Origin of the sequence: Rhizobacter koreensis (assembly GCF_013366375.1) — a bacterium.
Taxonomy (GTDB): domain Bacteria; phylum Pseudomonadota; class Gammaproteobacteria; order Burkholderiales; family Burkholderiaceae_C; genus Schlegelella_A; species Schlegelella_A koreensis.
In genome coordinates this window covers 595665-621125 of the sequence record NZ_JABWMJ010000001.1, presented here as the reverse complement: position 1 = coordinate 621125, position 25461 = coordinate 595665, and the positions used below count along the sequence as shown (strand labels likewise).

Below are 25461 nucleotides of genomic sequence, written 5' to 3'. Positions count from 1 at the left end.
CTCCACTGCCTCACGCATCGAGGATGCCATGCCGATCTACGACTATCAGTGCCTGGCGTGCGGGCCGTTCACGGCGATGCGGTCCATGGCGCAGTTCCGTGATCCATGCGCATGCCCGGGCTGCGGCAACGGGGCGGCGCGGAGGCTCGTCAGTGCGCCGGCCATCGCCGACATGGACCCGACCCGGCGCAGCGCCCTCGCCGCGAACGAGCGTCATGCGAGCAGCCGACGCCCTACGATGGCGGCCCATCCCGCCGGCTGCGGCTGTTGCGTGCGCCGGTGGCCCATGCCGAGCGCACTGTCTTCGAAGGGCGGCCATGTGTTCTCGTCGAGCGGGCCGCTGCGTCGAAGCGGACGCTGAGCGCGGTCCGGACCATAGCGGTGAGCAGGGGCTGCGGCGAGCAGGATCGGACGGTCGACGAGGCGGCCACAGGCGCATTCTGATCGTCGCGACAACACGAACCGAGCAACGGAGAGACCCAAGATGGCCACACAAGTCAGCAAAGCGCTTCTGGTACGCCTCGAAGCACTGCCCGGCAGGGAGGACGACGTCCGCGGCTTCTTGAACCAGGGGCTGTCGATCGTCGAGGGCGAGCCCAAGACCCTCAGGTGGTTCGGGATCCAGTTCGGACCCTCGTCGTTCGGCATCTTCGACGCCTTTCCGGACGAAGACGGGCGCCAGGCGCACCTGTCGGGGGATGTCGCGAAAGCGCTCGGTGAGAACACCGGGGTGCTCTTCGAGAAACCCACGATCGAGCAACTCGATGTCGTCGCGGAAAAGCAGCCCGCGTAGAGCAGGCGGTGCGCGCGCGGCCGCGTGGCTCCGCACGGGGTTGCGCGAAGCGGAAGCTCGCGTGGACGGCATGTCCGCGTCGCCGTCCGGACGCCGGCAGGCCGGGGGCAGACGGTCGGTTGGTTGAGGCGTTGGGGATTGACAAGGCAGAACTTGAAGCGACGGCTTGTCAGAGGAGAAGAAAAGAATGGCGAACGAGACTCTCGACGGCCTGAAGGTCGCGATCCTGGTGACGGACGGCTTCGAGCAGGTCGAGATGACCGAGCCGCGCAAGGCGCTCGACGAGGCAGGCGCCGAGACCCGGATCGTGTCGCCCAAGGATGGCCAGGTGAGGGCCTGGAATCTCACGAATTGGGGCGAGACATTTACGGTCGACATGCCTCTCGACGGCGCGCGCACCGAGGACTTCGACGCGCTCCTCCTTCCGGGCGGCGTCATCAATCCCGACAAGCTCCGGATGCTGCCCCAGGCGGTCGCGTTCGCGAAGGCTTTCTTCGACGCCGGCAAGCCCGTGGCATCGATCTGCCACGGCCCCTGGACTCTCGTCGAGGCGGGTGCCGCACGCGGACGGCGACTGACTTCCTGGCCATCGCTGAAGAGCGACCTCGAGAACGCCGGGGCGGAGTGGGTGGATCGGGAGGTCGTGGTCGATCAGGGCTTGGTCACGAGTCGCAAGCCCGACGACATCCCGGCCTTCAACCGGGAGGTCATCAAGCTATTCGCGACTCCAACCGGGCCATCGCGGCGAGGAGCGGCGGAGTGAGACCAGCAGCAGCAGCCGGCGCTGCGCAGCATGCGCCTTCTGCCGCAGGACCGAACAGCATGCAGCGGCGCCCATTTGGTACGGCGCCGCGCGAGGTTGCAGTGATCGGCCAGGGAACTTGGTACATCGACGACGCGCATCGGCCGACGGCGGTCGCTGCCCTGCGCCGCGGCCTCGATCTCGGCATGACCCACATCGACACCGCCGAGATGTACGGCGACGCCGAGGTCGTGGTCGGCGAAGCCATCACCGGTCGGCGCGACGAGGTTTTCCTGGTTTCCAAGGTTCTCCCCGGCAACGCCTCGCGTGCCGGGACCATGGCGGCGTGCGAGCGCTCGCTCGCGCGCCTGCGGACCGATAGGCTGGACTGCTACCTCCTGCACTGGCCCGGTTCGCACCCGCTCGACGACACGTTCGAGGGCTTCGAGCGACTCCGGCGCGACGGCAAGATCCTGTCGTGGGGCGTGAGCAATTTCGACGTGCCCGAGCTGGAGCTGGCCTGGAGCGCCGGGGGCGAAGGCCGTCTCGCCTGCAATCAGGTCCTCTACCACTTGGAAGAGCGCGCGATCGAGCACGCCGTACTGCCGTGGTGCGAAGCACGCGGCGTCGCGGTGGTCGCCTACAGCCCATTCGGCCATGGCAGCTTCCCGGGCCCGCGTACGCCGGGAGGCCGCGTCCTGGAGGACATCGCGGCAAGGCACGGTGCGACGGCGCGTCAGGTGGCGCTCCAATTTCTGGTACGGAGGCCGTCCTTGTTCGCGATCCCCAAGGCGTCCAGCCCGGAGCACGCCGCCGACAACGCGGGCGCCGGCGCCCTGCGGCTTACGGAAGCCGAACTCGCCCGCATCGACGGAGCGTTCCCGCTGGGCCAGTGGCCGGCCCGGCTTCCCATGCTGTAGCCCATGAGCAGACGTTCTGAAGGAACAATGGATGGCTCGACCTCCTGACTCAAAGACAAAAGGTGCCGAGCGCGGGCTCAGCCGCTTCGAGGGGTTCAGCGACGCGGTCTTCGCCATCGCGCTGACCCTGCTGATCGTGGAGATCAAGGTTCCGGGTTCACCGGAAGGTCCGAAGGGCTATACCGATCTGGCGAATGCCATGGCAGAACAGTGGCGCGAACATCTCGCGCTGGTGCTGTGCTATCTCGTGATCGGGGCCTACTGGCTGCAGCACCACTACTCGGGTCGCATCTATGACAGGAGCGATCACGGGTTCAGCGCCCTCAACCTCGTCTTCCTGTTGGCCATCGTGGTCATGCCGTATCCGATCCGCGTCTGGTGCTTCCACTTCGGCACGGGCTTCGAGGACCCGGCATCGGTGACCCTGGTCGCCGGCCTCGCTCTGACCGCCTGCACCTGGATGTTCAAGTGGTTCTACGGATTGTCGGGGGGCCGGCGAGTGATGGACGAACGGCTCGCGCCCGATTTCCTCACGCAGATGACGCGCCGCTACGGCGCCTCGACGGTGATCCAGATCACCGCGGTTCCGGTCGCCGTCGTCGCGCCGCGCGTGGGTGTCGCCATCGCATTGGCGTGCGTCGCCTTCTTCCTGGTGCCGCAGCCGAGGCCGCGCTACACGCCGGGAAAGGAGCCGAGTGCGGAAGAGACATCCAACGACTAGGTGTTGCGAGGCCTACCCAAAGCCTCCACCTCTTGACGAGGAGTGCTGGCCGCTTAGGTTCGTACACGTGCCACGCCAGGACGACGTAGCTTCGAGCCGGCGTCGCAACCGCACCCAAACTCCCACGAATGCTCGAACGAACCACATTCGTCGTGGACGCTCGTGATTGCCTGGGATGCAATCGAGCCGAGTTGCGCTGCTGAAGGATCCCGAGCAATTCGAGCCCGGACATCCCGAACCGACAGCGCGGCGGGCACGAGCCTTGCGCGACCCCAGGTATGTGTCTAAGCGCGTCCCCTGCGCCCGGGACGGGGTTGACTCCGCGCCACTTCCGAAGCGTTACGACGATTGCGCAGACGTGGGGGTGATGCCTCCAATGGCCGGCGATCGCGTTGGCCGGCGCGGAGATATTTGAAGTTGCGCGATCAGGGTTAAGCCGCGTCTGGCTTGCGCGAGAGCTGACGTTGGCGAAGGTCGGCTCGTGGCCGAAAGGGACGGTAGCGAACGGCAGCTTCAAGGCAGATTGCCAGGTGTCACCTGCCCAGCTCTGTTGCCGTCAGCACGCCCTCACGCTTCTGCACCCAACGCGCTCTTCATCGCTTGCCTCGATCGAGAGGGACGTCTCGCGCTGGCCTCGCTTCAGCGCGGTCAACGCCGTAGGTCTGCCGTGCGGGCCCTGCCTGCTCCCTCCTGAGCCGCATCTGCGTCTCCCCTACGAGCCGCTCAATTGACGCAGCCAGTTCGAGGTTTCGCGGCTCTGGCGAGGCGGCAAGCGCCCGCCCGATCTGCATCCGGGCGCTGAGGGCGTCGGCACGCGTCTGCCGTGCAGAGGCCGCGTTCGTGGCGCCTGCATCATGACGCGATGCGAACACTCGCCGAGCCTCGGTGCTGATCGATCGCGCGTGGTCCGCAAGAAGGGCCGTTTAGGAACCGCGTTCGTCGCTAGGCTGCTGCACGCCCTAGGGGAACACTTCCGTGATCCCGCGGATTGGACCCATGTGGTCGGCAGCAGTGAGCGGCCCTATTCAGCGGTAATCTTTTGCTTCTGGATCAACTGCGACCACCGGTCTGCGTCCTTCCGGATGAGAGCGCCGAACTCCTCTGGCGTGCTGTGGGCGGGAACCATGCCTTGCGTTTCGAACGCCGCACGCACTTCCGGCAGCGCCAGGATTTCCTTCAGCTGTGCATTCAGGCGATCCACGAAGGCCCTCGGCGTTCCTTTGGGCGCCAGCACGCCGTACCACATCTCCACCTCGAGATCGCCCAGCTTGAGCGTCTTCAGTGGCGGCACGTCCATCAGCAGCGGGTGCGGCTTGTCCGAGCTGATGCCGAGGGCGCGCAGGCTGCCTGCCTTCACGTGCTGCAGTGCCACATGGATGGGCAGGAACATCACGTCAATGGTGCCGCCCAGCAGGTCCGTGACGGCGGGGGCCGTACCTCGATACGGCACATGGGTGATGAAGGTTCCGGTCTGGTTCTTCACCAGTTCCATCGCCAGGTGGTGCGGGGTGCCTGCTCCTGGTGAGCCATAGTTCAGAGCGCCCGGCTTCGCCTTGGCGCGGTTGACCAGGTCACGCGCCGACGTGATACCCGACTTCGTGCTCGCTACCAGCAGCAACTGGCCCCAGCTGGTCAGGGTCACGGGATCGAGCTCCTTGACCGGGTCGAATCCCGCGTTGGGGTACAGCGCCCGATTCATCACCATGGTGTTCACGGTGACGAGCAGTGTGGAGCCATCCGGCGCGGCGCGTACGACCTCCTGCGTGCCGATGTTGCCCGAAGCTCCAGCCTTGTTGTCAACCACAACGGGGCGGCCAAGGCGTCGGGACAATTGCGGGCCGATCTGGCGTGCGATGAGATCGATCCCCGTGCCTGGGGTGAACGGCACGACCAGCCGGATAGGACCGTCGGAGCCCTGCGCCCGCGCGCCGGGAAGCGCCCCCGCAGCCGCTATGGCGAGGAGGGCCCGCCGCGAAATCAAAGAAGATGTTTGCATTGTCTGGTCGTGAGATGGTCAGGGAACGCGGCAGGTGTAGCTCGCGGCAGCGTTGACGTCACCCCCGCCGTTGTAGACCGCTTCCGTTGGATACGGGCAGTGCGGCCGCGTGCTGGTGACGCCGGAGACGGTCTTGCCGCCGTTGCCGACCATCTGGAACCGACCGTTCCATTCCCTCGGCAGATATACGGCGAAGTTGACGTTGCCCTTGATGGTGCCGCGCACGTCGCAGTACGCTGGCACCGTGGCGGTCGCTGCAACCTGGAGCGCGCTCGTGAGCTGCAGGTCCCGCATGGAGGACTTCAATGCAGTGGGCAGGTCCGCGCAAGGAACGTTGTGCTGGGCGGCAGCGACGGGCGGAGTCACGGGCGCATCGTCAGCATCGCCGCCTCCGCCGCCGCACGCGGCCAACAGCGATGCGGTGAAGGCGGGGGCCAGCCTTCGGTATGGCCTGAACATGGTTGTCTCCTTGCGTTCTTGATGTACTTGCTGGGGGCTTCGACCGTCAGCCCCTTGCCAGCAAGAGGACTTCTCGCTCCTGCCCGGGGCGGAGCGATGCATCACCGCTTGCCCATGTGACGAACTGGTCCGGCCTTATCAGGATCAGACGGGAGGCATAGCGGGCGGTCTCACGTGGCTGCGTCTCGGTGACGACCCGCAGGGGAAGCGTCAGTTCGGCAGCGGCCTGCTCGAACGCATGCACCGCCTCGGGGGTGGCGCCGAGCGCGAGCAGCGTATAGCCCGTGCCGAGCTCCTCGAAAACGTTTCGGCCGGAGGTCAAGGAGGCGGGCGCGAGGTGATGGCCGGGCCGGGCATCGAACCTGTGAGTGCCGACCGCACTGCACTGTCCGTCGGTGCCAGCGCCGGGCCAGACCACCGGCGAGCCTTCGTAATGCGGCTCGAAGGATTGCACCTCACCCACGGCGCCTGCGGCGCGGGCGCGCCAAGCCTCCTGGAAGGCCTCGCGATCATGCTCGGGGCTGTAGGTGTCCAGGAACACACGATCGGTATCGATGGCCTTGGCGATGAAATCGTGCATCGTCGACGCGAACACAGGGCGCCGCTCCGCTTCATAGGAATCGAGCAGCTTTGCACCACCCCAGCCTTGAAGGGTGGCAGCAAGCTTCCAGCCGAGGTTGCGGGCATCCTCCAGCCCGGAGTTCACGCCATATCCGCCGTACGGCGGGTGGCTATGCGCGGCGTCGCCGGCGATGAAGATGCGTCCCGCCCGGTAGCGGTCCGCCAGCATGAAGCGCAGGTCCCAAAAGCCGATGTGCTCGAACTCGATGTCGAAGCTGGCCCCCACGGCCTCCTGCAGGTAGGCGCGGAAGTCGTAGTTGTCCGCCGTGGTGCCAACCGGAACCGGAGCATGGAAGAACCATGTGCTGCCCAGGTCCACGCGGCCGAGGAATTTCCAGTAGCCTTTCAGTTCAGGATGCAAGACGTTGTAGTAGGACTTGCCTGGAAAGCACTCCAGCAGCGTGTGCAGCTCACGCGAGCGGAACACCAGCAACACCATCAGCCGGTCGTGGTCGGTACGTGTCTGCGGCAGGCCAGCCGCCTCACGCACGCGGGAGCGGCTGCCGTCGCAGCCGACGACGTACTGTGCGCGCAACGTGCTCCGTACGCCGCTGGTGCGGTCCACCACGGTCACGTCAGCACCCTCGGTGTCCTGCACCACGCTGTCGGCGTCGAAGCCGTAGAGCGCCTGCACCGATGGCAGTTCGCTCACTCGCTCGCGCAGCACGGCCTCCGTCGCGTACTGCGGCAGCCTTTCGTTCTCGGTGAAGTAGTAGGGCTGTACCAGGTCGCGCTGCAGCCAGTCGTACGAGTAGGGTCCCAGCAGCGTGCCGTATGCGGTCAGCCCGCCGATGCCGTACTCGCGCGGGATCGTGCGCGCCGCGCGCAGCCGCTGCTCCGCCCCCCAGAAGTGGAAGTGCTCGAGCGTACGCTGCGTGAGGTTCTGTCCCTTGGGGATTGGCTGCGGCTTGACATACCGCTCCACGATCACGCAACGAATCCCGCGTTGTCCCAGCTCGACCGCCAGCCCCATGCCGACGGGTCCGCCGCCGACGATGACCACCTCGACGGCCGAGAGGGAAACTTCAGTTCTTTCGGTACTCATTGCGCAGAATTAGAGTTCGGCCCTTGATTCGAATCAACCAGCAGTTCCTGATGAACTCGTCACGGAGATTGATCAATGTGACCAGCCGCCAGCTGCTGGCGTTCGTGGAGATCACACGCCTGCAGAGCTTCACAAAGGCGGCGGAGCAGATCCCCATGTCCCCGTCTGGCATCAGCATGCTGGTGAAGGAACTCGAGGACCAGGTCGGTGCTCGGCTGTTCGAACGCACGACACGCTCGGTGACGCCCACCGACGCCGGCCGGCGTCTTCAACCGGTGGCGGAGCGCATCCTCTCGGAGCTGCGCAACGTCGGCGACGTGATCGGCGGCACTCAGGACGCCGTGCGCTCGCGCCTGGACGTCGCCGCGACGCCGATGGTGTCGGCCAGCCTGCTACCCGACGTCGTCGGCGCATTCACCCGAAGTCATCCGCAGGTTCGCGTCCACCTTGCGGACGTGGACGTGAGCGTCGTCCGCAGCCGCGTGCTGGAAGGCCAGGCAGACATCGGGCTGGGATTCTTCGTCAAGCCGGCGGTAGGGCTGAACCGGGAGCCGCTGTGCAAGTTCCGCCTCATGCGCGTGAGCCCGCCCGGGCACGGCGTGCTCGGGCTTGGCGCCAGCCAGCCCTGGCGCAGCCTGGCGAGCCTGCCGCTCGTCAGCCTCCCGCCCGACAACCCGATTCAGGCACTTATCGAAAAGCACCTGGCTGGCATCGGCCGTGGGTACGAGGAGCGCCGGGAGCTCAACCTGATCGGCACGATCATGAGCATGGTACGCGCCGGGCACGGTCACGCCGTCTTGCCGTCCTTCGCGCTGCGCGAATGCCTGCGACAGGGACTCTGCATGTCGATGTTGCGCGAGCCTGTGGTGCACCTCGACCTTTTCCTGATTTCGCGCCGCGGAACTCAGCTCATGCCGGCCGCACTCGACTTCGCTGGATACCTGAGGGAGGCGGCGGGAAGATTGGCCGGCTGATGCGGTGCCGATTGCCAAGCGCATTTAGGAACGGTCGGCGACCATGCGCGCCTGGTGGCGAGCCAGTGACCTTCGCGGTCCTGAACGGATTGCTGCGAAGCTGCCGGTCGGATCAGTACCTTGGCGTGGCGCAGCGCCGCCACGCTTCGATCCTCTCCGGAAGCGAGTGTCCGTCGATCCCGTCGATCGCGCGCAGCGATCGCATCGTCGATCGCTGCTAGGCTGCGCGCCTCACCGCGTTTCTTCCAGAGGTGTGCCATGTCCCTCCGTCACGTTGTCTCCGTCGCAGTCGTCGCTTGTGCGTTCGCCGCACCTGGTCACGCGCAGGACGCGGTCAAGGGCCTGCTGGACAAGGCGTCGGACAGCGCCCTCGACAAGCTCTCGAAGCCCGGCGCGTTCTCGGCCGACGCTGCCATCCGCATCGCGATGCCGGGCGTCGGCAAGAACCTCGGTGGCCTGATGAAGCTGACCGACAAGGCCGGCCTCACGAACGACATCTCGGCCAGCCTCAACCGTGCGGCCGAGCAGGCCGCTGCCGAAGCGAAGCCGATCTTCCGCTCCGCGATCGACAAGATGTCGCTGCAGGACCTGGGCCAGATCGCGACCGGCGGCAAGACCGCGGCGACCGAGTACCTGAAGAAGTCGTCGAGCGGCGACATCATCAGGAAGCTCACGCCGCTGGTGCACTCCGCGCTCGAGAAATCGGGCGTCTTCAAGCAGACGCAGACGCTGTCGTCGGTCGGCTACGACGAGAAGAAGATCACCGACTACGTGAGCCAGAAAACGTCGGACGGCATTTTTACGTACATGGGCCGCGAGGAGGAGAAGGCGCGCGGCAATCCGCTCGGGACAGGAAAGGCCATCCTGAAGGGGCTCGGCGGCTGACCAACGCATCTACAAGCGGATGTGTCACCGGAGGGCAAGAGTCACCAACGCGCGCCTTGATCGGCGGCGATCCCTGGCCTTCGCGAGAGCCGCAAACGGTCAGCAGCCCTCCGAATCGCGACTCGTTCCCACCCGAGCACCGCGCGCGTTCGACGGCATGAACGACGAGCCCCGCACACCTGCGGGAGCCCGTCACCCGCGCCGGGTCAGTACGCCAGCCGCACGACGCCGTTGCTCACCCCGTTCACCTTGCCGTCACGCAGGAACTGGATGGTGGCGTCGTACACGTACGCGCGGTTCTTCTCCCACATCGCGTTGTGCGACGAGCACGCCAGATCGACGAGGACCTTGTTCTCGCTGCCGAGGTCCTGGAACAGCTCGCGAACGCGTGCCGGGGGCACCTGCACGTCGTGCTCGCCGGTGATCATCAGATAAGGCACCTTGAACGCCGAGACGGTGACCTGGTTGAAGCCCCAGGTCGGAACGTTCGGCGCGCGCCGCGCGCCTTCACCCCACTTGGCGCCGACCGGATCGGACTCGAGCATCTCGTCGAAGATCTTCGTCGCTGCAGCCGGGTCGTACTGGTTGGGGCAGCCGACCTGGCGGTCCCAGTTGGCGATGAAGTCCTTGCGCGACTGCACCGACATCACGCCGTCGTTGAGCGTGGGCAGCGGATTGGGCTCGGCGGTGGCGCCGGTGCGGCTGTAGGCGGGAGCCAGCACGACGATGCGATTGACCTTCGTCGGCTGCAAGTTCGCGTAGCCGGTGACGCGCGGCCCGCCCTGCGACCAGGCCACGAGCGAGACGCGATCGACGCCGCGCAGGCGCCGCACGTAGTCGACCACCGCGCCGACGTCGTTCCAGTCCGACGTCATGGTGGTGAGCGGCGAGCGGTACGTCGGCTCGCACGGTGCCGGCACGTAGCCCGCCTGCTGTGCCCGCGCGATGTTGCAGGGGTTGCTCATCGGCGCCGGCCGCGTCGAGCCGCCGTAGCCGGTCATGCTGACGGAGAACACGTCGAAGCCGGCGCGCGCCACTTCGCGCATCCAGCTGTAGTCGTCCATCCTGGAGTCGAACGAGACCTCGGCCGGGGTTCCCGATCCGTGAACGAACACGACGGCCGGCGGGGTCGCGGAGCTGTTCTCCGGCCTGATCTCGCGCACGTAGAGCTGGGCAGTCTGTCCCATCATCGAAGGCGCAGTCGAGGTGACCGGAACGCTGTGCTCCGATCTCTGCAAGTCGTCTGAGTCCGATGAGCCCCCGCCGCAGCCGGCGAGGACCGCGGACGAAATGGTGGCGAGCAGTGAAAGTCGACGCATGTTGTCTCCTCGGTTAAGGGCGTCCGTGAATGCACCGGCACAGCATCGACCGCTCTGAGTGGCGCCTGTGTATGCATTGCCGGTCAGCGCGACCATACACCTTGTGCTGCCGGCGTGTCGCACGCGATCGATGACGCGGCGCCGCACCCGATCGACCCCGCCCATTCCCGGCGCCACAAACGAAAAACGCCCGATGCACAGCATCGGGCGTTCAAGACCGGTCGACCCCGGCCGGTCTCAGCCGTCCCGAGCGCTCGCGCGGCTCAGGACGGATGAAAGCGCGATCAGCAGCGCGTGCCTGCCGGAAGCAGACGCGAGATGACCGAGATGTCGCGCACGTCGACCACGCCGTTCTGGTCGAGGTCGGCGCCGGGCAGGAAGCCGGGCTGACCCGCACGGCGGCCCATCGAAGCGGTCGCGGCCGACAGGTCGGCGCACGACAGCGCGGCGTCACCGTTGGCGTCACCGGGCACGTAGGCCGCGGCGTCGTACGCATACAGCTTCACGTTGGTGCCTTCCTGCGGGCCTGCAGCCTGCGCCGCCACGAACCCGCCGGTGGCTGCCTGACGCTGGCTGATCGCGTTGCCCGTGTCACGGTTCGGCGTGTTGCCGTCGGTCACTTCCTTCAGCACGTAATGCTGGTTGGTGGCGCCGCGGCCGGTGTACAGGAACATCTTCAGCGCGCCGGTGTTCTGGTCGATCGGCGTGTTGAACCACACCGCCTGATCCAGCGCACGGTCGGCGATCTGCGTACCCTCCTGGCCGTTGGTCTGCCGCGTGATCAGCGAGTTTTGGCCGTTCACGATCGTGCCGGTGGCTCCGTTGCCGCGGAACAGCGTGTGCGGGTACACGTTGGTGCCGTGGATGAAGCTGATCATCGTGTGGCCTTCCTGGGCGGCGTAAGGACCTGCGGCCGGGCTGCGTTGCTCGTCGAAGACGAACTTGTGGTTGTCCTGTCCGAAGGCCGGCTCGCTCGCGGGAGCGTTCGAGTTGCGCAGCGGCAGCAGCGTGTCGCCACGCAGCACCACCGGCGTACGCGACAGCGACTCGGGCGAGGCACTCGTCGCCGGCTTGCTCCGGTTGGTCAGGGCGTAGCCCACGGTCTCGCCGTTCTGCTGGGTCACCGAATCCGCCGACACGACCATGTAGGTGCGGTTCGGCTCGATCCGCTTGGTCAGGCGCCAGGCCTTCTCCGTGCTCGCGTCCTTGTTGAGACGCAGGCCGAGGGGGTTGACGATCAGGTCGGTTGGCTTGAGGACGAGCGTGCTGCGGCCATGCTTGGGCACCGGCCTGGTTTCGCTCGCACCGGTCGCACGGGCCAGGCCATCGGCGGCGTAGTACGTCTTGTACTGCTTGAGGTTGGTCACGCCGTCGCTGAAACGAACCTCGGCATACGAGAGCGGCGCTTCCAGCGAGTTGCTCGCGTCGAACCACGACACCGACATCTGCCCGAACGACAGCACGTAGGTGGCGGTGTTCTCCACGCCGACGGCCTTGTACGCAGGCGCCGGATCCGGACCGCGCGCGGTGACCGTCACATGGCACGGCTTGCCCGGGATCACCGCGCAATCGGGCGGGTTGAACTTCATGCTCTCGACCGCGAAGCCGGCCGGCAGGCTGACGTTCGCGGCGCTGAAGCTGACGTTCTTCGTCGTGGCCGGCACGTTGATGTCGAACGACGCCGCCGCGTTCTTGCCACCCCAGGTGCGGGCGGTGAACGTCTCGCCGTTGTAGCGGAACGTCGCGGTCACGCCTTCGGGCGGCAGACCGGCGTCGATGAGGTACTGGCCCGGGTTGACCGCCGCCCAGTAGGCCTCCTTGGGCTGGCCGACCGCCGACCACGGGTAGCCGTTGGTGTGATAGCCGGGGTCGGTCATGCCCCACCACGTGACGCGGTGAACCCCACCCTTGAACTCGGGGTGACGGCCGCCAGGACCCATGGCGTACTCGCGCATCAGGTTGAACAGCTTGGCGTACTGGACCCCCTGCACGAGGAAGAGCTCGTTCATCTCGGGGCCGTTCTGGATCCGCTGGCCCTTGTCGAGACCGAGGACGGGGGCCAGATCCAGTTCGGTCAGGTCGACATTCACGCCGGTGGCGAGGTAGGTCCTGATCACGCGCTCGAAGGCGTCGAGGTTGAGCCGCATGTCCCAGTGGCCCTGGGTGCCGATCACGTCGACCAGCGGCCGCGGATTGCCCTTGGCATCCAGCAGGACGCGGCCACGGCCCGCCGCCGACTCGGCCGCGTAGCGCTCGTTGAACTCCTTGACCATCGCGGCGACGGCGCCGGCCTTGGCGTCGCGCTCGTTGTCGTTGAAGTCGTTGTAGTTCAGGATCGCGGTGGTGTTCTGACGCGCGTTGAAGAACGCGTCATACATGTAGTCCCAGCTCTTGCCGCCCTTCGAGTAGGCCTGCGCCCAGCGCGAGGGCCGCTCTTCCGGGCTGTAGCCGGTGCGCAGGGCATTGCGCCAGTCCGCGGGGTTCTCGAAGTTGTCCTTGAACGCCTCGTTGACGACGTCCCAGGCGTAGACCTTTTGCGGCTCCTTGTCGAAGTGACCGGCAACCGTCCGGATGTAGTACTCGAGATTCGCCCGAGCCGTCGCGAAGTCCCACGGCGTTTCCCATCCGCCGTTGGGCGTCAGGACATTGGCCTGCGGCCACCCACTGGACTGGTTGTGCCAGACCAGCGTATGTCCCGTGACCCTGAATCCGCGGGCGTTGGCCGCGCGTATATCGTTGTTGATGCCCGTGGTGAGGTTGGTCAGGAACGAGGGGGCCGTATTGCCGATGCCGCCGCTCCAGAGGGAGTCGGGCTTCATCGCGTTGTCGGGCGTCACATTGTTGAAATGCTTCAGCGTCATCGCCGCGACCGAATTCTCGCCCGGCACGACATTGGCAGCGAAGTTGTTCGCGTTGAGATTGGTGGCGCCGATCATGGAAAAGTCTTTGTAGACATCTTTCATACCCGGCCATTCGGCGGGATTGGTCGGCCGCTCGGCCGCCAGCGCGAAGCTCGCCGCCGCCAATGCGGTCGGCAACGCGACGAAGAGAGGTTTGAATCGATAGTTCTTGAACACTTGTCTCATCCTTTTGTGAATCGGCCGATACGGGGCCCCGGTGCCCCACTCGACCGCGTGCCAGGGTCGACGACTCAGGCGGCCCTGGACTTCATCGACCGCCGGCCGAACGCGGCGAAGAGTCCGAGCGCGACCAGCCCGAGGCTTGCGGGTTCCGGCACGGCCGCGACCAGATCCCGCACATCGGCGGAAATGATCCCGCCCGTGGAATCGAGCAGCAGCACGTCCGAGAGGCTGAAACTCGCACGGCCGCTGCGCGCCACGTTGAACGAGAACGTGGCCAGGTCGCCCGACCCGTTCACGCCGTCGATGAGTCCGAGCAGCGAGCCGAACACGAACGAGATCGAGCCGGCGGCGTTGTCGATGTCGCCCGGGTTGAAGAAGGTCGTGCCGCCGCTCGGGAGGAACGAGCCTTCGCTGCCCGACTGCGCGTTCACCAACGTCGGATCGAAGTTCAACGTGAACTGGTAGGCGTAGAGGTCGACGAGGTCGCGCGCCCGGACCGTGAGGTCGACACGACCCGTCGAGTTGACGGTCGACATCTCGACGACGGGCGCGGCTTGCGCGGGCGACCAGAGCGCGAGCGCGAGTGCGCACGCACCCGCGGCACGAGTGGCGATACGCAATGAATTCAGCATGGCTATTTCCTCCTTCGATGGTTGACTGACGTGAACCTGATGACGGCCGCATGACGCGCGCCGGATTGGCGATGTCGCGAAGGTCGATGCCGGCTCTCGCGACATCTCGCGTCGGACGATGCCGTCACCGACGCTGCCGTGACGGCACGCGGGTCACGACGCTCGACGCGGGAATCGCCACTGACGCTTGTGCAGGTCAGGGCGCCGCAAGTCGATCAGCAGAAGCGTATCGGGACGCGCCTCGCAGCGCGTCGCGGAAACCCCCGACCGCACGCCGCCGATCGCTGTTTTCCGGATAGACGGTCGATCGCTGACCGCATGCTTGTCGCCCTCACGCAAATGGACAGACCAATTCAGCTCGCAGGCTTTGAATTCCGGCCACGACACCCGATCGGAGCGCCGCGCCGGAACGACTCGGTGCGACCCGGACACGATCCTTGCCGCAACGAATCTCTAAGTCGGACTCGCCTTCAATAGAACCAGCGCAACGGCGCCAGCACCGTCTGCGGGAAGAAGATCATCACGAACATGATCCCGAACTGGGCGACCATGAACGGCCACACGCCGCGCGTGACCTCGTCCATCTTCATGCGGCCGACGCCCGCGACCACGCTGAGCACGGTGCCGACCGGCGGGGTGACCAGGCCGATGGCGTTGTTGATGATGAACAGCACGCCGAAGTAGACCGGGTCGATGCCGGCCGCCTTGACCAAGGGCATCAGCACCGGCGTCATGATCAGGATGGTCGGCGTCATGTCCATGGCCGTGCCGACGAGCATCACCAGCACCATGATCGCGACCAGCAGCAGCGTCTGGTTGTCCAGCAACGGACGGAGCATCTCCACCACCTGGGTCGGCAGGTTCGCCACCGTGATCAGCCAGGCCGACACCATCGCTGCGGCGACCAGGAACATCACCACCGCCGTGGTCCGGGCGGCCGCGATGAAGACACCGGAAAGCGCCTTCATCGGCAGTTCCCGGTACACGACGGCGGCGACGAACAGGGCGTAGACGGCGGCCACGACTGCCGCCTCGGTCGGCGTGAACACGCCGGTCCGCAGGCCCGCCAGGATGAACACCGGCAGCATCAGCGCCCAGAGCGCCTCGCGTGCGGCGGTCCAGATCTCGGCGCGCGTCTTGCGGGCAGGCAGCACCAGCACCTCCCTGCGACCCACCCACCACCAGGTCAGCGCGAGAGACAGGCCGATCATGATGCCGGGAACGATGCCCGCGATGAAGAGCTTCGTGATCGAGACGTTCGCGCTGACGCCGAAGATGATGAAGCCGATGCTCGGCGGGATGATCGGACCGATGACACCCGACGCCGCGATCAGGCCGCCCGACACCTCCTTCTTGTGCCCGGCCTTGACCATCATCGGCAGCAGCAGCGCCGTCAGCGCAGCCGCGTCGGCCACGGCCGATCCCGATAGCGCGGCAAGCAGGCATCCGGCAAGGATCACGACGTAGCCCAGCCCGCCCTTGACGTGGCCCACCAGCGCCATCGCGAAGTTGACGATGCGCTGCGACAGCCCGCCCACGTTCATGATCTCGCCGGCCAGCATGAAGAACGGCACGGCAAGCAGCGGGAAGCTGTCGGCGCCGTTGATGAAGTTCTGCGCCAGGATCTGCGCGTCGAACAGGTTCAGGTGCCACATCAGGGCCACGCCGCTGGCCAGCAGTGCGTAGGCGATGGGAATGCCCAGCGCCATCGCGCCGAGCAGGCTGGCGAGGAAGATGAAGACGGTCATGAGCGTGGGCCCTTGGCTGTGCCGCCGGACGGGTTGGCGCCGGCGCCGTCACCCTGTGCGTGGCCGTGTGCGAGTTCGGCCTGCAGGGCCTCGAGCTCGGCCTGCTCTTCGGACTCCTTGATCATCACGAGTTCGCTGTCGCTGACCTGGCCCATCAGCACGCGCACCAGCTGGAACAGCAGCAGGATCCCGGCCAGAACCGAGAAGACCACGCCCGACGCGTAGAAGATGCCCATCGGTGCGCCGGTCACGGGCGCTTCCATGTCCATGTTGATGCGGGCCTGCTGCCAGCTGCCGGCGAGGAACAGCCAGGTGATGTAGAGCATCAGCAGGTGACCGAGCACCAGGCACACCTTCTTGCCGGCCACCGGCAGGCGCGACACCAGCATGTCGGTGCCCAAGTGCGCGCCTTCCTTGAGCGCGACCACCGCGCCCATGAAGCACAGCCAGACGAACAGCCAGCGCGAGACTTCCTCGCTGACCGCGATCCCGGAGTTGAAGACGTACCGCAGCAGGACGTTGCCGAACACCAGCACCACCATCACGGCGAGCGCGAGGCCAATCAGGATGTCGATGAGTCGGCAGAGCCGGTCGATGGCCGCGTTGATCATCGCGTTGCCTCGCAAGCAGGCCGGCGCATCACAGCCGTTCGCCCCGCAGCAGGCCGCGCGCGGCGAGGTTGCCGATGAAGGCACGCAGGCCGAAGCGCCACGGCGGCGCGGTCTCGCAATGCGTCACCCGGTTCTGCAGGCTGCCGAGCCACTGGCTCTGAATGGTGACCACGTCGCCGAGCTTGTGGGTGAAGCCGCCGCCGGGCTGGTCGCGATCGTCCGTCGGCGCGAACAGCGTGCCGAGGAACAGCATGAAGCCGTCGGGGTACTGATGGCAGGCCAGCGTCTGCGCCACCAGATCGACCGGGTCGCGGCTGATGCTGGCCATGGTGTTGATGCCGCGCAGCGTGTAGCCGTCCTCGCCGGTGACCTGCAGGTGCACGGTTTCCTGGCGCAGCTGGTCGAGCCCGAAGCCATCGTCGAACAGGCGGATGAACGGGCCGATCGCGCACGACGCGTTGTTGTCCTTGGCCTTGCCGAGCAGCAGCGCGCTGCGGCCTTCGATGTCGCGCAGGTTGACGTCGTTGCCGAGCGCGGCGCCGACGATGTCGCCACGGCTGTTGACGGCCAGCACCACCTCGGGCTCGGGGTTGTTCCAGTGCGAATCGGCACGGATGCCGATGGCCTCGCCATGCCCCACCGCCGCCAGCACCGGCGCCTTGGTGAAGACCTCGGCGTCGGGCCCGATGCCCACCTCGAGGTACTGCGACCACAGCTTCTTCTGCTGCAGCAGTTCCTTGAGCGCCATCGCCTTCGCTGAGCCGGGCCGGATGTCGGACAGGCCGTCGCCGATCAGCGCGGTGACCTGGCTGCGCAGCCCCTGCGCACGGCTGGCGTCGCCGCCCGCCTGTTCCTCGATCACGCGCTCGATCATGCTGGACGCGAAGGTCACGCCGGCGGCCTTGACCACCTGCAGGTCGCACGGGGCAAGCAGCCAGGGCAGCGCCTCGTCGCGGCCTTCGGCCTTGCTGTTCTCGAGCAGGTCCTCGACGCTGCACAGGCGCTCGCCCCTCAGCGAGCGCACCGCCGCGGCGGGCTGCTCGGTCTCGAGCAGCGTGCTCATGGTCGGGAAGTCCGCGCTCAGGTCGAACACGCCGTCGGAGCGCAAGGCGACCACCGCCGGGCCGCCCGGCGCGCCACCGCGCCAGACCCGCCCGACCAGCGTGCCCGCCAGGCCGTCCTGCGGCAGCACCGGGTGCAGGCCATCGGTGCGGACCGGCATCGTTGTTGCATTCATGCGGCTTCCTGGAACTCGTCAGTGGTTGTGGCGGGGGGTGTGCTCGGCGATGCGCCGGTACTTCAATGCCATGTCGAGCGTGGCGCCGTCGGCCAGCTGGCCGGTATGGCTGCGGTACAGCTCTTCCCACGGCGACCGGCTCTCGGGCACCGGCGGTGCGGGCAGCTCGCGCCGACGGCGCGCGATCTCGTCAGCGGACACGAGCGCATCGCAGCGTCCCGCGTTGAGGTCGATGCGGATCACGTCGCCGTTCTGCAGCCACGCGAGGCCTCCGCCGACGGCGCTTTCGGGCGACACGTTCAGGATGGAGGGGCTGTCCGCGGTGCCCGACTGGCGACCGTCGCCCAGCGTGGGCAGCGCCTGGATGCCGCGCTGGATCAGCGCGTCGGGCGGCTGCATGTTCACCACCTCGGCCGAGCCCGGCCAGCCGATCGGGCCGGCGCCGCGCATCACCAGGATGCAGCCCTCGTCGATGTCGAGCGCCGGGTCGTTGATGCGGGCGTGATAGTCGTCGGCGCCGTCGAACACGACGGCACGCGCCTCGAACACGCCCTCGTGGCACGGTCGGCTGAGGTAGCGCTCGCGAAAGCGCTCCGAGATCACCGACGTCTTCATGATGCCGAAGTCGAACAGGTTCCCCGAGAGCACCAGGAAGCCCGCCTTCTGCATCAGCGGCGCTGCAAACGGCCGGATGACCTCGCGGTCGCTGGTCTCGCGGCCTTCGATGTTCTGCGCAATGGTCTGACCGGTGACGCTGGCGCAGTCGCCGTGCAGGCGACCGGCCTGCTGCAGCTCCCACATCAGTGCCGGCACGCCACCGGCGCGGAAGAAGCGTTCGCCGAGGAACTTGCCGGCCGGCTGCATGTTCAGCAGGAGCGGCAGGTCGTAGGCATGGTCGGTCCAATCCTGCGGGCGCAGGTCGACACCGGCGTGGCGCGCCATCGCCATGATGTGCACCTGCGCGTTGCTCGAGCCGCCGGCGCAGCTGACCACCGAAAGCGCATTGAGAAAGCTCTCGCGGGAGAGGATGCGGGACGGCCGCAGGTCGTCGTATGCCATCGCGACGATGCGGCGACCGGTCTCGTAGGCCATCTGGCCGCGCTCGCGGTACGGCGCCGGGATCGCAGCGCAACCCGGCAGCGACAGCCCGAGCGCCTCGGCCACGGCGTTCATGGTCGACGCGGTGCCCATCGTGTTGCAGTGGCCCGCCGACGGTGCGCTGTTGCAGGCGCGTTGCAGGAACTCGTCTTCGTCGATCTCGCCGGCGGCCAGTAGCCGGCGGCTGCGCCAGATCACGGTGCCCGAGCCGACCAGCTCGCCGTCGTGCCAGCCGTCGAGCATCGGGCCGCCCGACAGCACGATGGCCGGGATGTCGACGGTGGACGCGGCCATGATGCCGGCCGGCGTCGTCTTGTCGCAGCCGGTGGTCAGCACCACCGCGTCGATGGGATAGCCGTAGAGGGTCTCGACGAGGCCCAGGTAGGCCAGGTTGCGGTCCAGCGCCGCGGTGGGGCGCCGGCAGTTCTCGAAGATGGGGTGGACCGGGAACTCCATCGGAATCCCGCCGGCGTCACGAATGCCGTCGCGCACGCGCCGCGCGAGGTCGAGGTGGATGCGGTTGCAGGGCGACAGGTCGCTGCCCGTCTGCGCGATGCCGATGATGGGCCGGCCCGAGCGCAGCTCCTCGGGGGTGAGTCCGTAGTTCATGAAACGCTCGAGATAGAGCGCCGTCATGTCGGAGCGTTGCGGATCGGCGAACCATTCGCGCGAGCGAAAGCGCCGGCCGGCAGGGTTGTCCATTGCCGTCGTCGTGAGAGGAAAGAGGGGAATCGAGCGAGAGACGGCGGCACCGCCTCTCGGGCAGAGCGGATTACTTGCTGGCGGTCCTGGCGCCGCGCACCTTGCCGAGCTCGCTCATCATCTCGGCGGTGGTGTCCTCGCCGAACTCCTTGCTGAACTTGGCGACGACCGGCTGCAGCTTGGCTCGCATCTTGGCCTGCTCGGCGGCCGGCAGCTCGGTGATCTGCATGCCGGCCTTCTTCAGGTCGGCCAGCGCCGTCTCCGAGAACGCGCGGATGGCCTTGCGCTCGAACAGCGTGGCCTCGCGCGCCGCGTCCTGGACGATCTTCTGCTCCTGCGCCGACAGGCCGTCCCAGGTTTTCTTCGACATCAGCAGCACCCAGGCGCTGTACATGTGACGCGACAGCACGAGGTGCTTCTGCACTTCGTAGAACTTGCTGGCCAGGATGGTGGCCGGCGGGTTCTCCTGGCCATCGACCGCGGTCGACTCCATCGCCGAATACAGCTCGGTGAAGGGCATCGGCGTGGCGTTCGCGCCGAGTGCGTTGAAGGTGTCGAGGAACAGCGGGCTCTGGATGACGCGCAGCTTGAGGCCGCTCAGGTCGTCGGCGCGCGCCACCGGGCGGCGCGAGTTGGTGACGTGACGGAAGCCGTTCTCCCAGAAGCCGAGGCCGACGAGACCCTTCTCGGGCAGCCTGGCGAGCAGCTTCTGGCCGAACGAGCCATCGAGCACGGCGTCGGCTTCCTGCTCGTTGTTGAAGGTCAGCGGCAGGTTCAGCACGCCGAACGGCTTGACAAGCGAGACCAGCGTCGAGCTGTCGGGGATGGTCATCTCCAGCGTGCCGCCGCGCAGCGCCGACGTCATGGTGACGTCGTTGCCGAGCGAACCGCCGGCATGGACCTGCGCCGTCATCTTGCCGCCGCTCCTGGCGGAGAGTTGCTCGCCGAAGTACTTCAGCGCCTTGATCTGCGGGTGGTCCTCGGTGAGGCCCGCGCCAATCTTGAACACGTGCTGGTTGACCTGCGCCGAGGCGGGAGCAGCGAGGGCGACGAGCAGTGCAGCAGCAGCCAAGCCAAGCGATCTGAACTTCATGACATCTCCGGAAGTGATGGGACTTCTCGTGGCGTGGCCACCTGCGACGATCCGACCTTGTCGGACCGTTCCTGATTCGCGCCGAAGGCTAGGTGACCGACCCCGTCGGGTCCACTGACTTTTTTGCTAGCATCCATTCCAAATGGTGATGAGTCAGGATGCGCCTGCTGGTAAACCCTTGGTTTTGGCGCAAGTCTCGCGGTTGCGTTTCCGGCACCTGCACTTCCTCGATATCCTGGGAAAAACCCGTAATCTGCGCCTAACTGCCGAGCAAATGCACATGACGCAGCCGGCAGCGACCAAGGTGCTGATGGACATCGAGGACATGCTGGGGTCCCGCCTGTTCGACCGGCTGCCGCGCGGAATGCGTCCGAACGAGCTTGGACTCTTCACATTGCGTTATGCCAGCTCGGCCCTCGACGGGCACCGGAAGTTCGTCGACGAGTTCAGCACGCTCAAGCAGGGCGGCCACGGCCACCTGTCGATCGGCGCGATTTCGGGATCGGCAGCGCACCTGCTGATCGCCGCGGTCGACGAGCTCCAGCGACTGCGTCCGCTGCTCGTGGTGAAGGTGCTCGAGCAGAGCAGCGACCAGCTGATCGTGTGGCTGGCCGAACGCAAGATCGACGTGATGATCGGCCGCTTCACCGCGGAGTCACAGCGCGATCAGTTCAGCTACGAACGGCTCACCGGCGAAGGGCTGCAGATCACGGCGGGGCTGCACCACCCGCTGCGCGGGCGCCACGCGCCCAGCCTGACCGAGCTTTCGAACTGGCCGTGGATCCTCTATCCGACGTCGACCGCGCTGCGCAAGGTGTCGGACGACATCTTCAGCAGCACCGGTCTCGCGCTCACCTCGGGCATCGTCGAGACGCCGTCGTTCCTGTTCGCACTCGAGCTGCTGCAGAGCACCAACATGCTCTCGCTGCAGCCGGCCGCGCTGGTCGACAAGTACGTGCGGCGCGGGCTTCTGACGCGCATCGGCGCCGAGCTCTTCGGAGCGATGCCCGACTTCGGCCTGATCACGCTGCAAGGCGAGCCACCGAGCCCGGCTGCGCAGGCGTTCATCGACGTGATCCGCACCCTCGCAGATCACGAGGCCGAGCCGGCGTAGGCCGGCCGACCGGGGTGCTCTAGACCGCCGCGACGGCGCGCGCGGCGCTCACCGCGCGCGCGGCACGCCTGCCGTGATGCAGCGCCTCCTCGAAGATCGAGTACCCGGCCAGATCGCCGTGCGCGAACTGCACGCGACCGGGCACGGCAGCGAGTGCCGCGAGCGCCGGGCTGCTTCGCACCCCGGGCACCGGGATGCTCATCGCATGCCCGTAGCGCATCAGGCGCACCTGCCGAGCCTTGCGTTGGAGGTCGGGGTGGACCGCCTCCCATTCCGCGAACAGCGCCGCCGCATGCGGCTGCCACGGCTCGGCCAGCAGGCGGCTGCGTGCGGTCGCTCGCTGCGCGGCGTCGCCGTCGCCGAACGCGCGGTAGGCGGTGAGCACGACACGCTCGGCGACCGGGCGCATCGACTGGTGGCCGGCGTCGACGTAGCCGAGCCCCGAGCTGCCGTAGACCACGTTGTCCCAGGACGGCGGCGCGCCGGGCACGTCGTCGAGCGGCGCGTCGAGCGCGACGTTGACGACGAGCCACGGCGCGTACTGCAGCGCTGCCGCGGCAGCGACGAGCGCGGGCGGCGGCTCGACGACGATGCGCCGCGCGACGAACAGCGGCACCGCCGTGACGACGTGCGCCGCGGTCCAGCGTTCGACGCGCGACGCGGCGACGTTCCAGAGGTCGACGTCGACCGCGTGCCGCCCTTCGTCGATGCGCAGGGCCACGCAGCCGGCGTGCAGCCGGGCGCCGAGCGGCGCCGCCATGCGCTCGACGAGCCAGGCGTTGCCTTCGGGCCAGGTGAGCACGCCCTCGCCGGTCTCGCCCCCTTCGCCCGCGCCCGGGTCGCGAAAGCCGTGACGGCTCGCGAAGTAGTGCAGGCCCGCCCACGCCGACACCGTCGCCGCGCCGGCGCCGTAGTCGTCGCGGCAGCAGTAGTCGAGGTACCAGCGCAGCGCCGGCGCGTCGTAGCCGCGGCGGTCGAGCCAGGTCGCGAAGGTGATCGCGTCGAAGCCTTCGAGCTCGGCGTCCCAGCGCGAGCTCGCGGTCGGGATGCGGAAGCGCCCTCCCGCACGCAGCGCGTCGACCTCGCGGCTGAAGCGCGCGTACTGCGCCGTCGTCGACGCCCGCTCGGCGAGCGGCAGCGCCTCGACCGGCGGCAGCAGCCCTTCGACCCACTGGCCGCCGACGTGCAGGCGCTCCTGCGGGCTGTGCACGAGGTGGCGCTCGTCGTAGACGGCCCGCCCTCCGCGCGTGCTGCGCACGCCGAACGCCTCGAGCAGCTCGATCGCCTCGGCGTTGTCCTCGTCGGGCACCGGCAGGTAGTGCGCGCCGAGCGGGCAGCGCAGGCCGTTGATGCTGAGGCCGCGGCTGTTGCCGCCGGCCCCGTCCTCGACGTCGAAGACGTGGACATCGTCGATGCCGGCCTGCGTGAGCGCGCGCGCCGCCGCCAGACCTGCGACGCCGGCACCGACCACGATCACCGCGCAGCGGCGCTGCAGCGCCGGCACGGGGGCAGCGCCCGTGGACGCCGCGGCACCCCGCAAGCGGTGACCACGCTCGTGCGACAGGCCGACCCAGGCGCCATCGAGCGCTCGCGCATCGTCGCCGTGCAGCCAGTCGCAGGCGGCGAGCGGCGCGAGGCCGGCCGCGGCAAGCACATGGCGGCGCGTGACGCCGCCCTCCGGGCGCCCGGCTTGCGCGAGCCCGGGTGGGTTCGCAGCGATGCCGCCGTGGCCTCCGGCATCGCCGCCCAGGCGCGCAGCGCCGCCTGATCGCGTCGGCACGCTCACGGGTGCACCTTCCCCCACTCCTCTTCGTAGGTCCGCACCAGCACCTGGTTCGACAGCCGGTTCACCTCGGCGGGCACGCGTGCCATGTCGAGCGGAAAGTCGAACAGCGCGGGCAGCCCCTTGACGTCGAGAAAGCGCAGACCATTCGGCAGCGCCTGCGCCATCCGGAACGGCCGCCGTCCGGCCACGACGAAGCCCCACTCGCCGAAGCTCGGCACGTGCGCGTGGTATGGGGTCGCGGTGAGGCCCGCCGATTCGACGCTGGCGACCACGGTCCAGAAGCTGCGTCGCGCGATCAGCGGCGACGTGGTCTGCACCGCGGCGAAGCCTCCGGCCGCAAGGTGACGGTCGACGAGCGCATAGAACGTCGACGTGTAGAGCTTGCCGATGGAGAAGTTGGTCGGATCGGGAAAGTCGATCACGATCACGTCGAACACGTCGGGGTTGCGCTCGAGCCAGCCGAACGCGTCGTCGTTGACGGTGCGCACCTTCGGCGAGCGCAGCGCGTCGGCGTTGAGCGTGCGCAGCAACGGCAGCTCGCCGAACAGCCGCGTCATGTGCGGATCGAGCTCGACCAGCGTCACCTGCTCGACGCTCGGCCAGCGCAGGATCTCGCGCACCGCCATGCCGTCGCCGCCGCCGAGCACGAGCACGCGCCTGGGCGCGCCGTGCGCCGCCATCGCGGGGTGCACCAGCGCCTCGTGGTAGCGGTACTCGTCGGTCGAGCTGAACTGCAGGTTGCCGTTGAGGAAGAGACGCACGCCGTGGCTGCTCGAGGTGACGACGATGCGCTGCCAGCGGCTCGACTCGCTCACCACCACGCGGTCCGCGTAGAGCCGGTCCTCGGCCCAGGTCGTCACGCGGTCGGCGGCGACGAGCGCGGCGCCGAGCAGTCCGACCGCGACCGCGCATGCGAGCGCATGCGCCGCCACGCCACGGATGCGCGCGCGGAACAGCCAGAGCGCCCAGATCGCGACGGCCGCGTTGAGCAGCCCGAACAACGCGCCGGTGCGGATGAGCCCGAGCTGCGGCACCAGCAGCAGCGGGAACGCGATCGACACCGCGAGCGCACCGAGGTAGTCGAAGGTCAGCACCTGCGAGACCAGCGTGCGCAGGCCCGCGCCGGCGCCGCCGTGCGCGCTCGCCTCGCGCTTGAGGATGCGCAGCACCAGCGGGATCTCGAGCCCGACCAGCACGCCGACCGCGAGCACGAGGCCGTAGAGCGCCACGCGGAACGACGGCGACGCCACCGAGTGCAGGCCGAACAGCGCCGCCGGCATCAGCCCGCCGACGACGCCCACAAGCAACTCGATGCGCAGGAAGTGCGCGACGAGCTGGCGCTCGAAGAAGCGCGACAGGTAGGAGCCCACGCCCATCGCGAACAGGTACGTGCCGATGACGGTCGAGAACTGAAGCACCGAGTCGCCGAGCAGGTAGCTCGCGACCGTGCCGGCGACCAGTTCGTAGACCAGGCCGCAGGCGGCGACGATGAACACCGACGCGAGCAGCGCGACCTCGGCCGGGTCGACCGGCCGCGCGTCGCCACCGCGCGGCAGGCGGGCGGCCCGCTCGGATGTCTCCGGCGATGGCGCCGGCAACGCGCTCACCGCGCGAGCACGCCGCTAGCCGTGCACCGCGGCCGCGACGATCAGGCCGATCGCGATGCACATCGCGCCGACCACGATGGCGAGCGCGACGTTCTGCTTGCCGACGATCTCGTGCCACAGGTCGTACGGCGTCAGCTTGTCGACGACGATGAAGCAGACCCAGAAGATCAGCACGCCGATCAGCGCGAACATGAACGAGCCGATCACGGCCGCCGGCCTCAGCCACTCGATTTCCATTTCGTTCCTCCTCGTCAACGGGGCTCCGGCCCCGGGTC

General features: G+C 67.7%; 22 protein-coding genes. 8 read left to right on the top strand and 14 right to left on the bottom strand.

What is annotated here, in order from left to right; all coding sequences use genetic code 11:
• Nucleotides 1-28: 28 nt before the first annotated feature.
• The 5 genes from HQN59_RS26975 (at nucleotide 29) to HQN59_RS02655 (ending at nucleotide 3176) form a co-directional block, all read left to right on the top strand.
• Nucleotides 29-361 (top strand): FmdB family zinc ribbon protein, encoded by a 333-nt coding sequence (locus tag HQN59_RS26975; RefSeq protein WP_176065763.1) that lies wholly within the window; start codon nucleotides 29-31, stop codon nucleotides 359-361.
• Between the two features lie 123 nt (nucleotides 362-484).
• Nucleotides 485-793: a putative quinol monooxygenase gene (locus HQN59_RS02670; RefSeq protein ID WP_176065761.1), complete on the top strand. Its 309-nt coding sequence runs from the start codon at nucleotides 485-487 to the stop codon at nucleotides 791-793.
• Between the two features lie 187 nt (nucleotides 794-980).
• On the top strand, nucleotides 981-1556 hold the full coding sequence (locus HQN59_RS02665; protein WP_176066286.1) for a type 1 glutamine amidotransferase domain-containing protein: 576 nt from the start codon (nucleotides 981-983) through the stop codon (nucleotides 1554-1556).
• Nucleotides 1557-1615: 59 nt separating this feature from the next.
• Complete coding sequence (locus tag HQN59_RS02660) at nucleotides 1616-2455, top strand: aldo/keto reductase (RefSeq protein WP_176065759.1); 840 nt, start codon at nucleotides 1616-1618, stop codon at nucleotides 2453-2455.
• Between the two features lie 31 nt (nucleotides 2456-2486).
• A complete protein-coding gene (locus HQN59_RS02655; RefSeq protein WP_176065757.1) occupies nucleotides 2487-3176 on the top strand; it encodes a TMEM175 family protein in 690 nt (229 codons plus the stop codon).
• A gap of 1021 nt (nucleotides 3177-4197) precedes the next feature.
• On the opposite strand, the gene HQN59_RS02650 is transcribed toward HQN59_RS02655, so the two are convergent.
• The 3 genes from HQN59_RS02650 to HQN59_RS02640 all read right to left on the bottom strand — a co-directional run bounded on the left by HQN59_RS02650 (nucleotide 4198) and on the right by HQN59_RS02640 (nucleotide 7297).
• The gene (locus HQN59_RS02650) at nucleotides 4198-5172 is read right to left on the bottom strand and encodes a tripartite tricarboxylate transporter substrate binding protein (protein ID WP_176065755.1); all 975 of its coding nucleotides are present in this window, start codon (nucleotides 5170-5172) and stop codon (nucleotides 4198-4200) included.
• An 18-nt stretch (nucleotides 5173-5190) separates the two neighbouring features.
• Entirely contained in the window at nucleotides 5191-5466 is a 276-nt protein-coding gene (locus HQN59_RS02645) for a hypothetical protein (RefSeq protein WP_176064843.1), read from the bottom strand.
• A gap of 211 nt (nucleotides 5467-5677) precedes the next feature.
• The gene (locus HQN59_RS02640; protein WP_176065753.1) at nucleotides 5678-7297 is read right to left on the bottom strand and encodes an FAD-dependent monooxygenase; all 1620 of its coding nucleotides are present in this window, start codon (nucleotides 7295-7297) and stop codon (nucleotides 5678-5680) included.
• Nucleotides 7298-7320: 23 nt separating this feature from the next.
• On the opposite strand from HQN59_RS02640, the gene HQN59_RS02635 reads away from it, so the two are divergent.
• Together HQN59_RS02635 and HQN59_RS02630 are read left to right on the top strand one after the other, a co-directional pair.
• Nucleotides 7321-8271 (top strand): LysR family transcriptional regulator, encoded by a 951-nt coding sequence (locus tag HQN59_RS02635; protein WP_246294636.1) that lies wholly within the window; start codon nucleotides 7321-7323, stop codon nucleotides 8269-8271.
• Between the two features lie 258 nt (nucleotides 8272-8529).
• A complete protein-coding gene (locus HQN59_RS02630; RefSeq protein WP_176065751.1) occupies nucleotides 8530-9156 on the top strand; it encodes a DUF4197 domain-containing protein in 627 nt (208 codons plus the stop codon).
• 206 nt (nucleotides 9157-9362) lie between these two features.
• On the opposite strand, the gene HQN59_RS02625 is transcribed toward HQN59_RS02630, so the two are convergent.
• The 8 genes from HQN59_RS02625 to HQN59_RS02590 all read right to left on the bottom strand — a co-directional run bounded on the left by HQN59_RS02625 (nucleotide 9363) and on the right by HQN59_RS02590 (nucleotide 20679).
• Complete coding sequence (locus tag HQN59_RS02625) at nucleotides 9363-10343, bottom strand: alpha/beta hydrolase (RefSeq protein ID WP_176065749.1); 981 nt, start codon at nucleotides 10341-10343, stop codon at nucleotides 9363-9365.
• A 416-nt stretch (nucleotides 10344-10759) separates the two neighbouring features.
• Nucleotides 10760-13561, bottom strand: coding sequence for an endo-1,4-beta-xylanase (locus tag HQN59_RS02620; RefSeq protein ID WP_176065747.1), 2802 nt, complete (start codon nucleotides 13559-13561; stop codon nucleotides 10760-10762).
• A gap of 65 nt (nucleotides 13562-13626) precedes the next feature.
• Nucleotides 13627-14190, bottom strand: a complete 564-nt coding sequence (locus HQN59_RS02615) for a cohesin domain-containing protein (RefSeq protein WP_176065744.1) — start codon at nucleotides 14188-14190, stop codon at nucleotides 13627-13629.
• Between the two features lie 470 nt (nucleotides 14191-14660).
• Nucleotides 14661-15938: a TRAP transporter large permease subunit gene (locus tag HQN59_RS02610; protein WP_176065743.1), complete on the bottom strand. Its 1278-nt coding sequence runs from the start codon at nucleotides 15936-15938 to the stop codon at nucleotides 14661-14663.
• On the bottom strand, nucleotides 15935-16549 hold the full coding sequence (locus HQN59_RS02605; RefSeq protein WP_176065741.1) for a TRAP transporter small permease: 615 nt from the start codon (nucleotides 16547-16549) through the stop codon (nucleotides 15935-15937). The genes HQN59_RS02610 and HQN59_RS02605 overlap by 4 nt, the downstream gene beginning before the upstream one ends.
• A 28-nt stretch (nucleotides 16550-16577) precedes the next feature.
• Entirely contained in the window at nucleotides 16578-17786 is a 1209-nt protein-coding gene (locus HQN59_RS02600; RefSeq protein WP_246294635.1) for a fumarylacetoacetate hydrolase family protein, read from the bottom strand.
• Between the two features lie 18 nt (nucleotides 17787-17804).
• Nucleotides 17805-19586: an IlvD/Edd family dehydratase gene (locus HQN59_RS02595; protein ID WP_176065739.1), complete on the bottom strand. Its 1782-nt coding sequence runs from the start codon at nucleotides 19584-19586 to the stop codon at nucleotides 17805-17807.
• 70 nt (nucleotides 19587-19656) lie between these two features.
• Nucleotides 19657-20679 (bottom strand): TRAP transporter substrate-binding protein, encoded by a 1023-nt coding sequence (locus HQN59_RS02590; RefSeq protein ID WP_176065738.1) that lies wholly within the window; start codon nucleotides 20677-20679, stop codon nucleotides 19657-19659.
• A gap of 148 nt (nucleotides 20680-20827) precedes the next feature.
• Between HQN59_RS02590 and HQN59_RS02585 the strand changes: the two genes are divergently transcribed.
• Nucleotides 20828-21793, top strand: a complete 966-nt coding sequence (locus HQN59_RS02585; protein ID WP_176066280.1) for a LysR family transcriptional regulator — start codon at nucleotides 20828-20830, stop codon at nucleotides 21791-21793.
• 19 nt (nucleotides 21794-21812) lie between these two features.
• Here the strand turns inward: HQN59_RS02585 and HQN59_RS02580 are convergent, their stop codons facing one another.
• The 3 genes from HQN59_RS02580 to HQN59_RS02570 form a co-directional block, all read right to left on the bottom strand.
• The gene (locus HQN59_RS02580) at nucleotides 21813-23579 is read right to left on the bottom strand and encodes an FAD-dependent oxidoreductase (RefSeq protein WP_342451097.1); all 1767 of its coding nucleotides are present in this window, start codon (nucleotides 23577-23579) and stop codon (nucleotides 21813-21815) included.
• Nucleotides 23576-25135, bottom strand: a complete 1560-nt coding sequence (locus tag HQN59_RS02575) for a polyamine aminopropyltransferase (RefSeq protein WP_176066277.1) — start codon at nucleotides 25133-25135, stop codon at nucleotides 23576-23578. Before HQN59_RS02575 ends, HQN59_RS02580 begins: the two co-directional genes overlap by 4 nt.
• 66 nt (nucleotides 25136-25201) lie before the next feature.
• Nucleotides 25202-25423, bottom strand: coding sequence for a DUF350 domain-containing protein (locus HQN59_RS02570; protein WP_176065736.1), 222 nt, complete (start codon nucleotides 25421-25423; stop codon nucleotides 25202-25204).
• Nucleotides 25424-25461: the final 38 nt, after the last annotated feature.

What these genes read in the sequence shown, in the direction of transcription:
- HQN59_RS02615 (WP_176065744.1), bottom strand. Translation starts at nt 14,190, where the DNA reads ATGCTGAATTCATTGCGTATCGCCACTCGTGCCGCGGGTGCGTGCGCA.
- HQN59_RS02585 (WP_176066280.1), top strand. Translation starts at nt 20,828, where the DNA reads ATGAGTCAGGATGCGCCTGCTGGTAAACCCTTGGTTTTGGCGCAAGTC.
- HQN59_RS02630 (WP_176065751.1), top strand. Translation starts at nt 8,530, where the DNA reads ATGTCCCTCCGTCACGTTGTCTCCGTCGCAGTCGTCGCTTGTGCGTTC.
- HQN59_RS02660 (WP_176065759.1), top strand. Translation starts at nt 1,616, where the DNA reads ATGCAGCGGCGCCCATTTGGTACGGCGCCGCGCGAGGTTGCAGTGATC.
- HQN59_RS02625 (WP_176065749.1), bottom strand. Translation starts at nt 10,343, where the DNA reads ATGGGACAGACTGCCCAGCTCTACGTGCGCGAGATCAGGCCGGAGAAC.
- HQN59_RS02665 (WP_176066286.1), top strand. Translation starts at nt 981, where the DNA reads ATGGCGAACGAGACTCTCGACGGCCTGAAGGTCGCGATCCTGGTGACG.
- HQN59_RS02650 (WP_176065755.1), bottom strand. Translation starts at nt 5,172, where the DNA reads ATGCAAACATCTTCTTTGATTTCGCGGCGGGCCCTCCTCGCCATAGCG.
- HQN59_RS02670 (WP_176065761.1), top strand. Translation starts at nt 485, where the DNA reads ATGGCCACACAAGTCAGCAAAGCGCTTCTGGTACGCCTCGAAGCACTG.
- HQN59_RS02640 (WP_176065753.1), bottom strand. Translation starts at nt 7,297, where the DNA reads ATGAGTACCGAAAGAACTGAAGTTTCCCTCTCGGCCGTCGAGGTGGTC.
- HQN59_RS02570 (WP_176065736.1), bottom strand. Translation starts at nt 25,423, where the DNA reads ATGGAAATCGAGTGGCTGAGGCCGGCGGCCGTGATCGGCTCGTTCATG.
- HQN59_RS02610 (WP_176065743.1), bottom strand. Translation starts at nt 15,938, where the DNA reads ATGACCGTCTTCATCTTCCTCGCCAGCCTGCTCGGCGCGATGGCGCTG.
- HQN59_RS02605 (WP_176065741.1), bottom strand. Translation starts at nt 16,549, where the DNA reads ATGATCAACGCGGCCATCGACCGGCTCTGCCGACTCATCGACATCCTG.
- HQN59_RS02595 (WP_176065739.1), bottom strand. Translation starts at nt 19,586, where the DNA reads ATGGACAACCCTGCCGGCCGGCGCTTTCGCTCGCGCGAATGGTTCGCC.
- HQN59_RS02600 (WP_246294635.1), bottom strand. Translation starts at nt 17,786, where the DNA reads ATGAATGCAACAACGATGCCGGTCCGCACCGATGGCCTGCACCCGGTG.
- HQN59_RS02620 (WP_176065747.1), bottom strand. Translation starts at nt 13,561, where the DNA reads ATGAGACAAGTGTTCAAGAACTATCGATTCAAACCTCTCTTCGTCGCG.
- HQN59_RS02590 (WP_176065738.1), bottom strand. Translation starts at nt 20,679, where the DNA reads ATGAAGTTCAGATCGCTTGGCTTGGCTGCTGCTGCACTGCTCGTCGCC.
- HQN59_RS02655 (WP_176065757.1), top strand. Translation starts at nt 2,487, where the DNA reads ATGGCTCGACCTCCTGACTCAAAGACAAAAGGTGCCGAGCGCGGGCTC.
- HQN59_RS02645 (WP_176064843.1), bottom strand. Translation starts at nt 5,466, where the DNA reads ATGCGGGACCTGCAGCTCACGAGCGCGCTCCAGGTTGCAGCGACCGCC.
- HQN59_RS26975 (WP_176065763.1), top strand. Translation starts at nt 29, where the DNA reads ATGCCGATCTACGACTATCAGTGCCTGGCGTGCGGGCCGTTCACGGCG.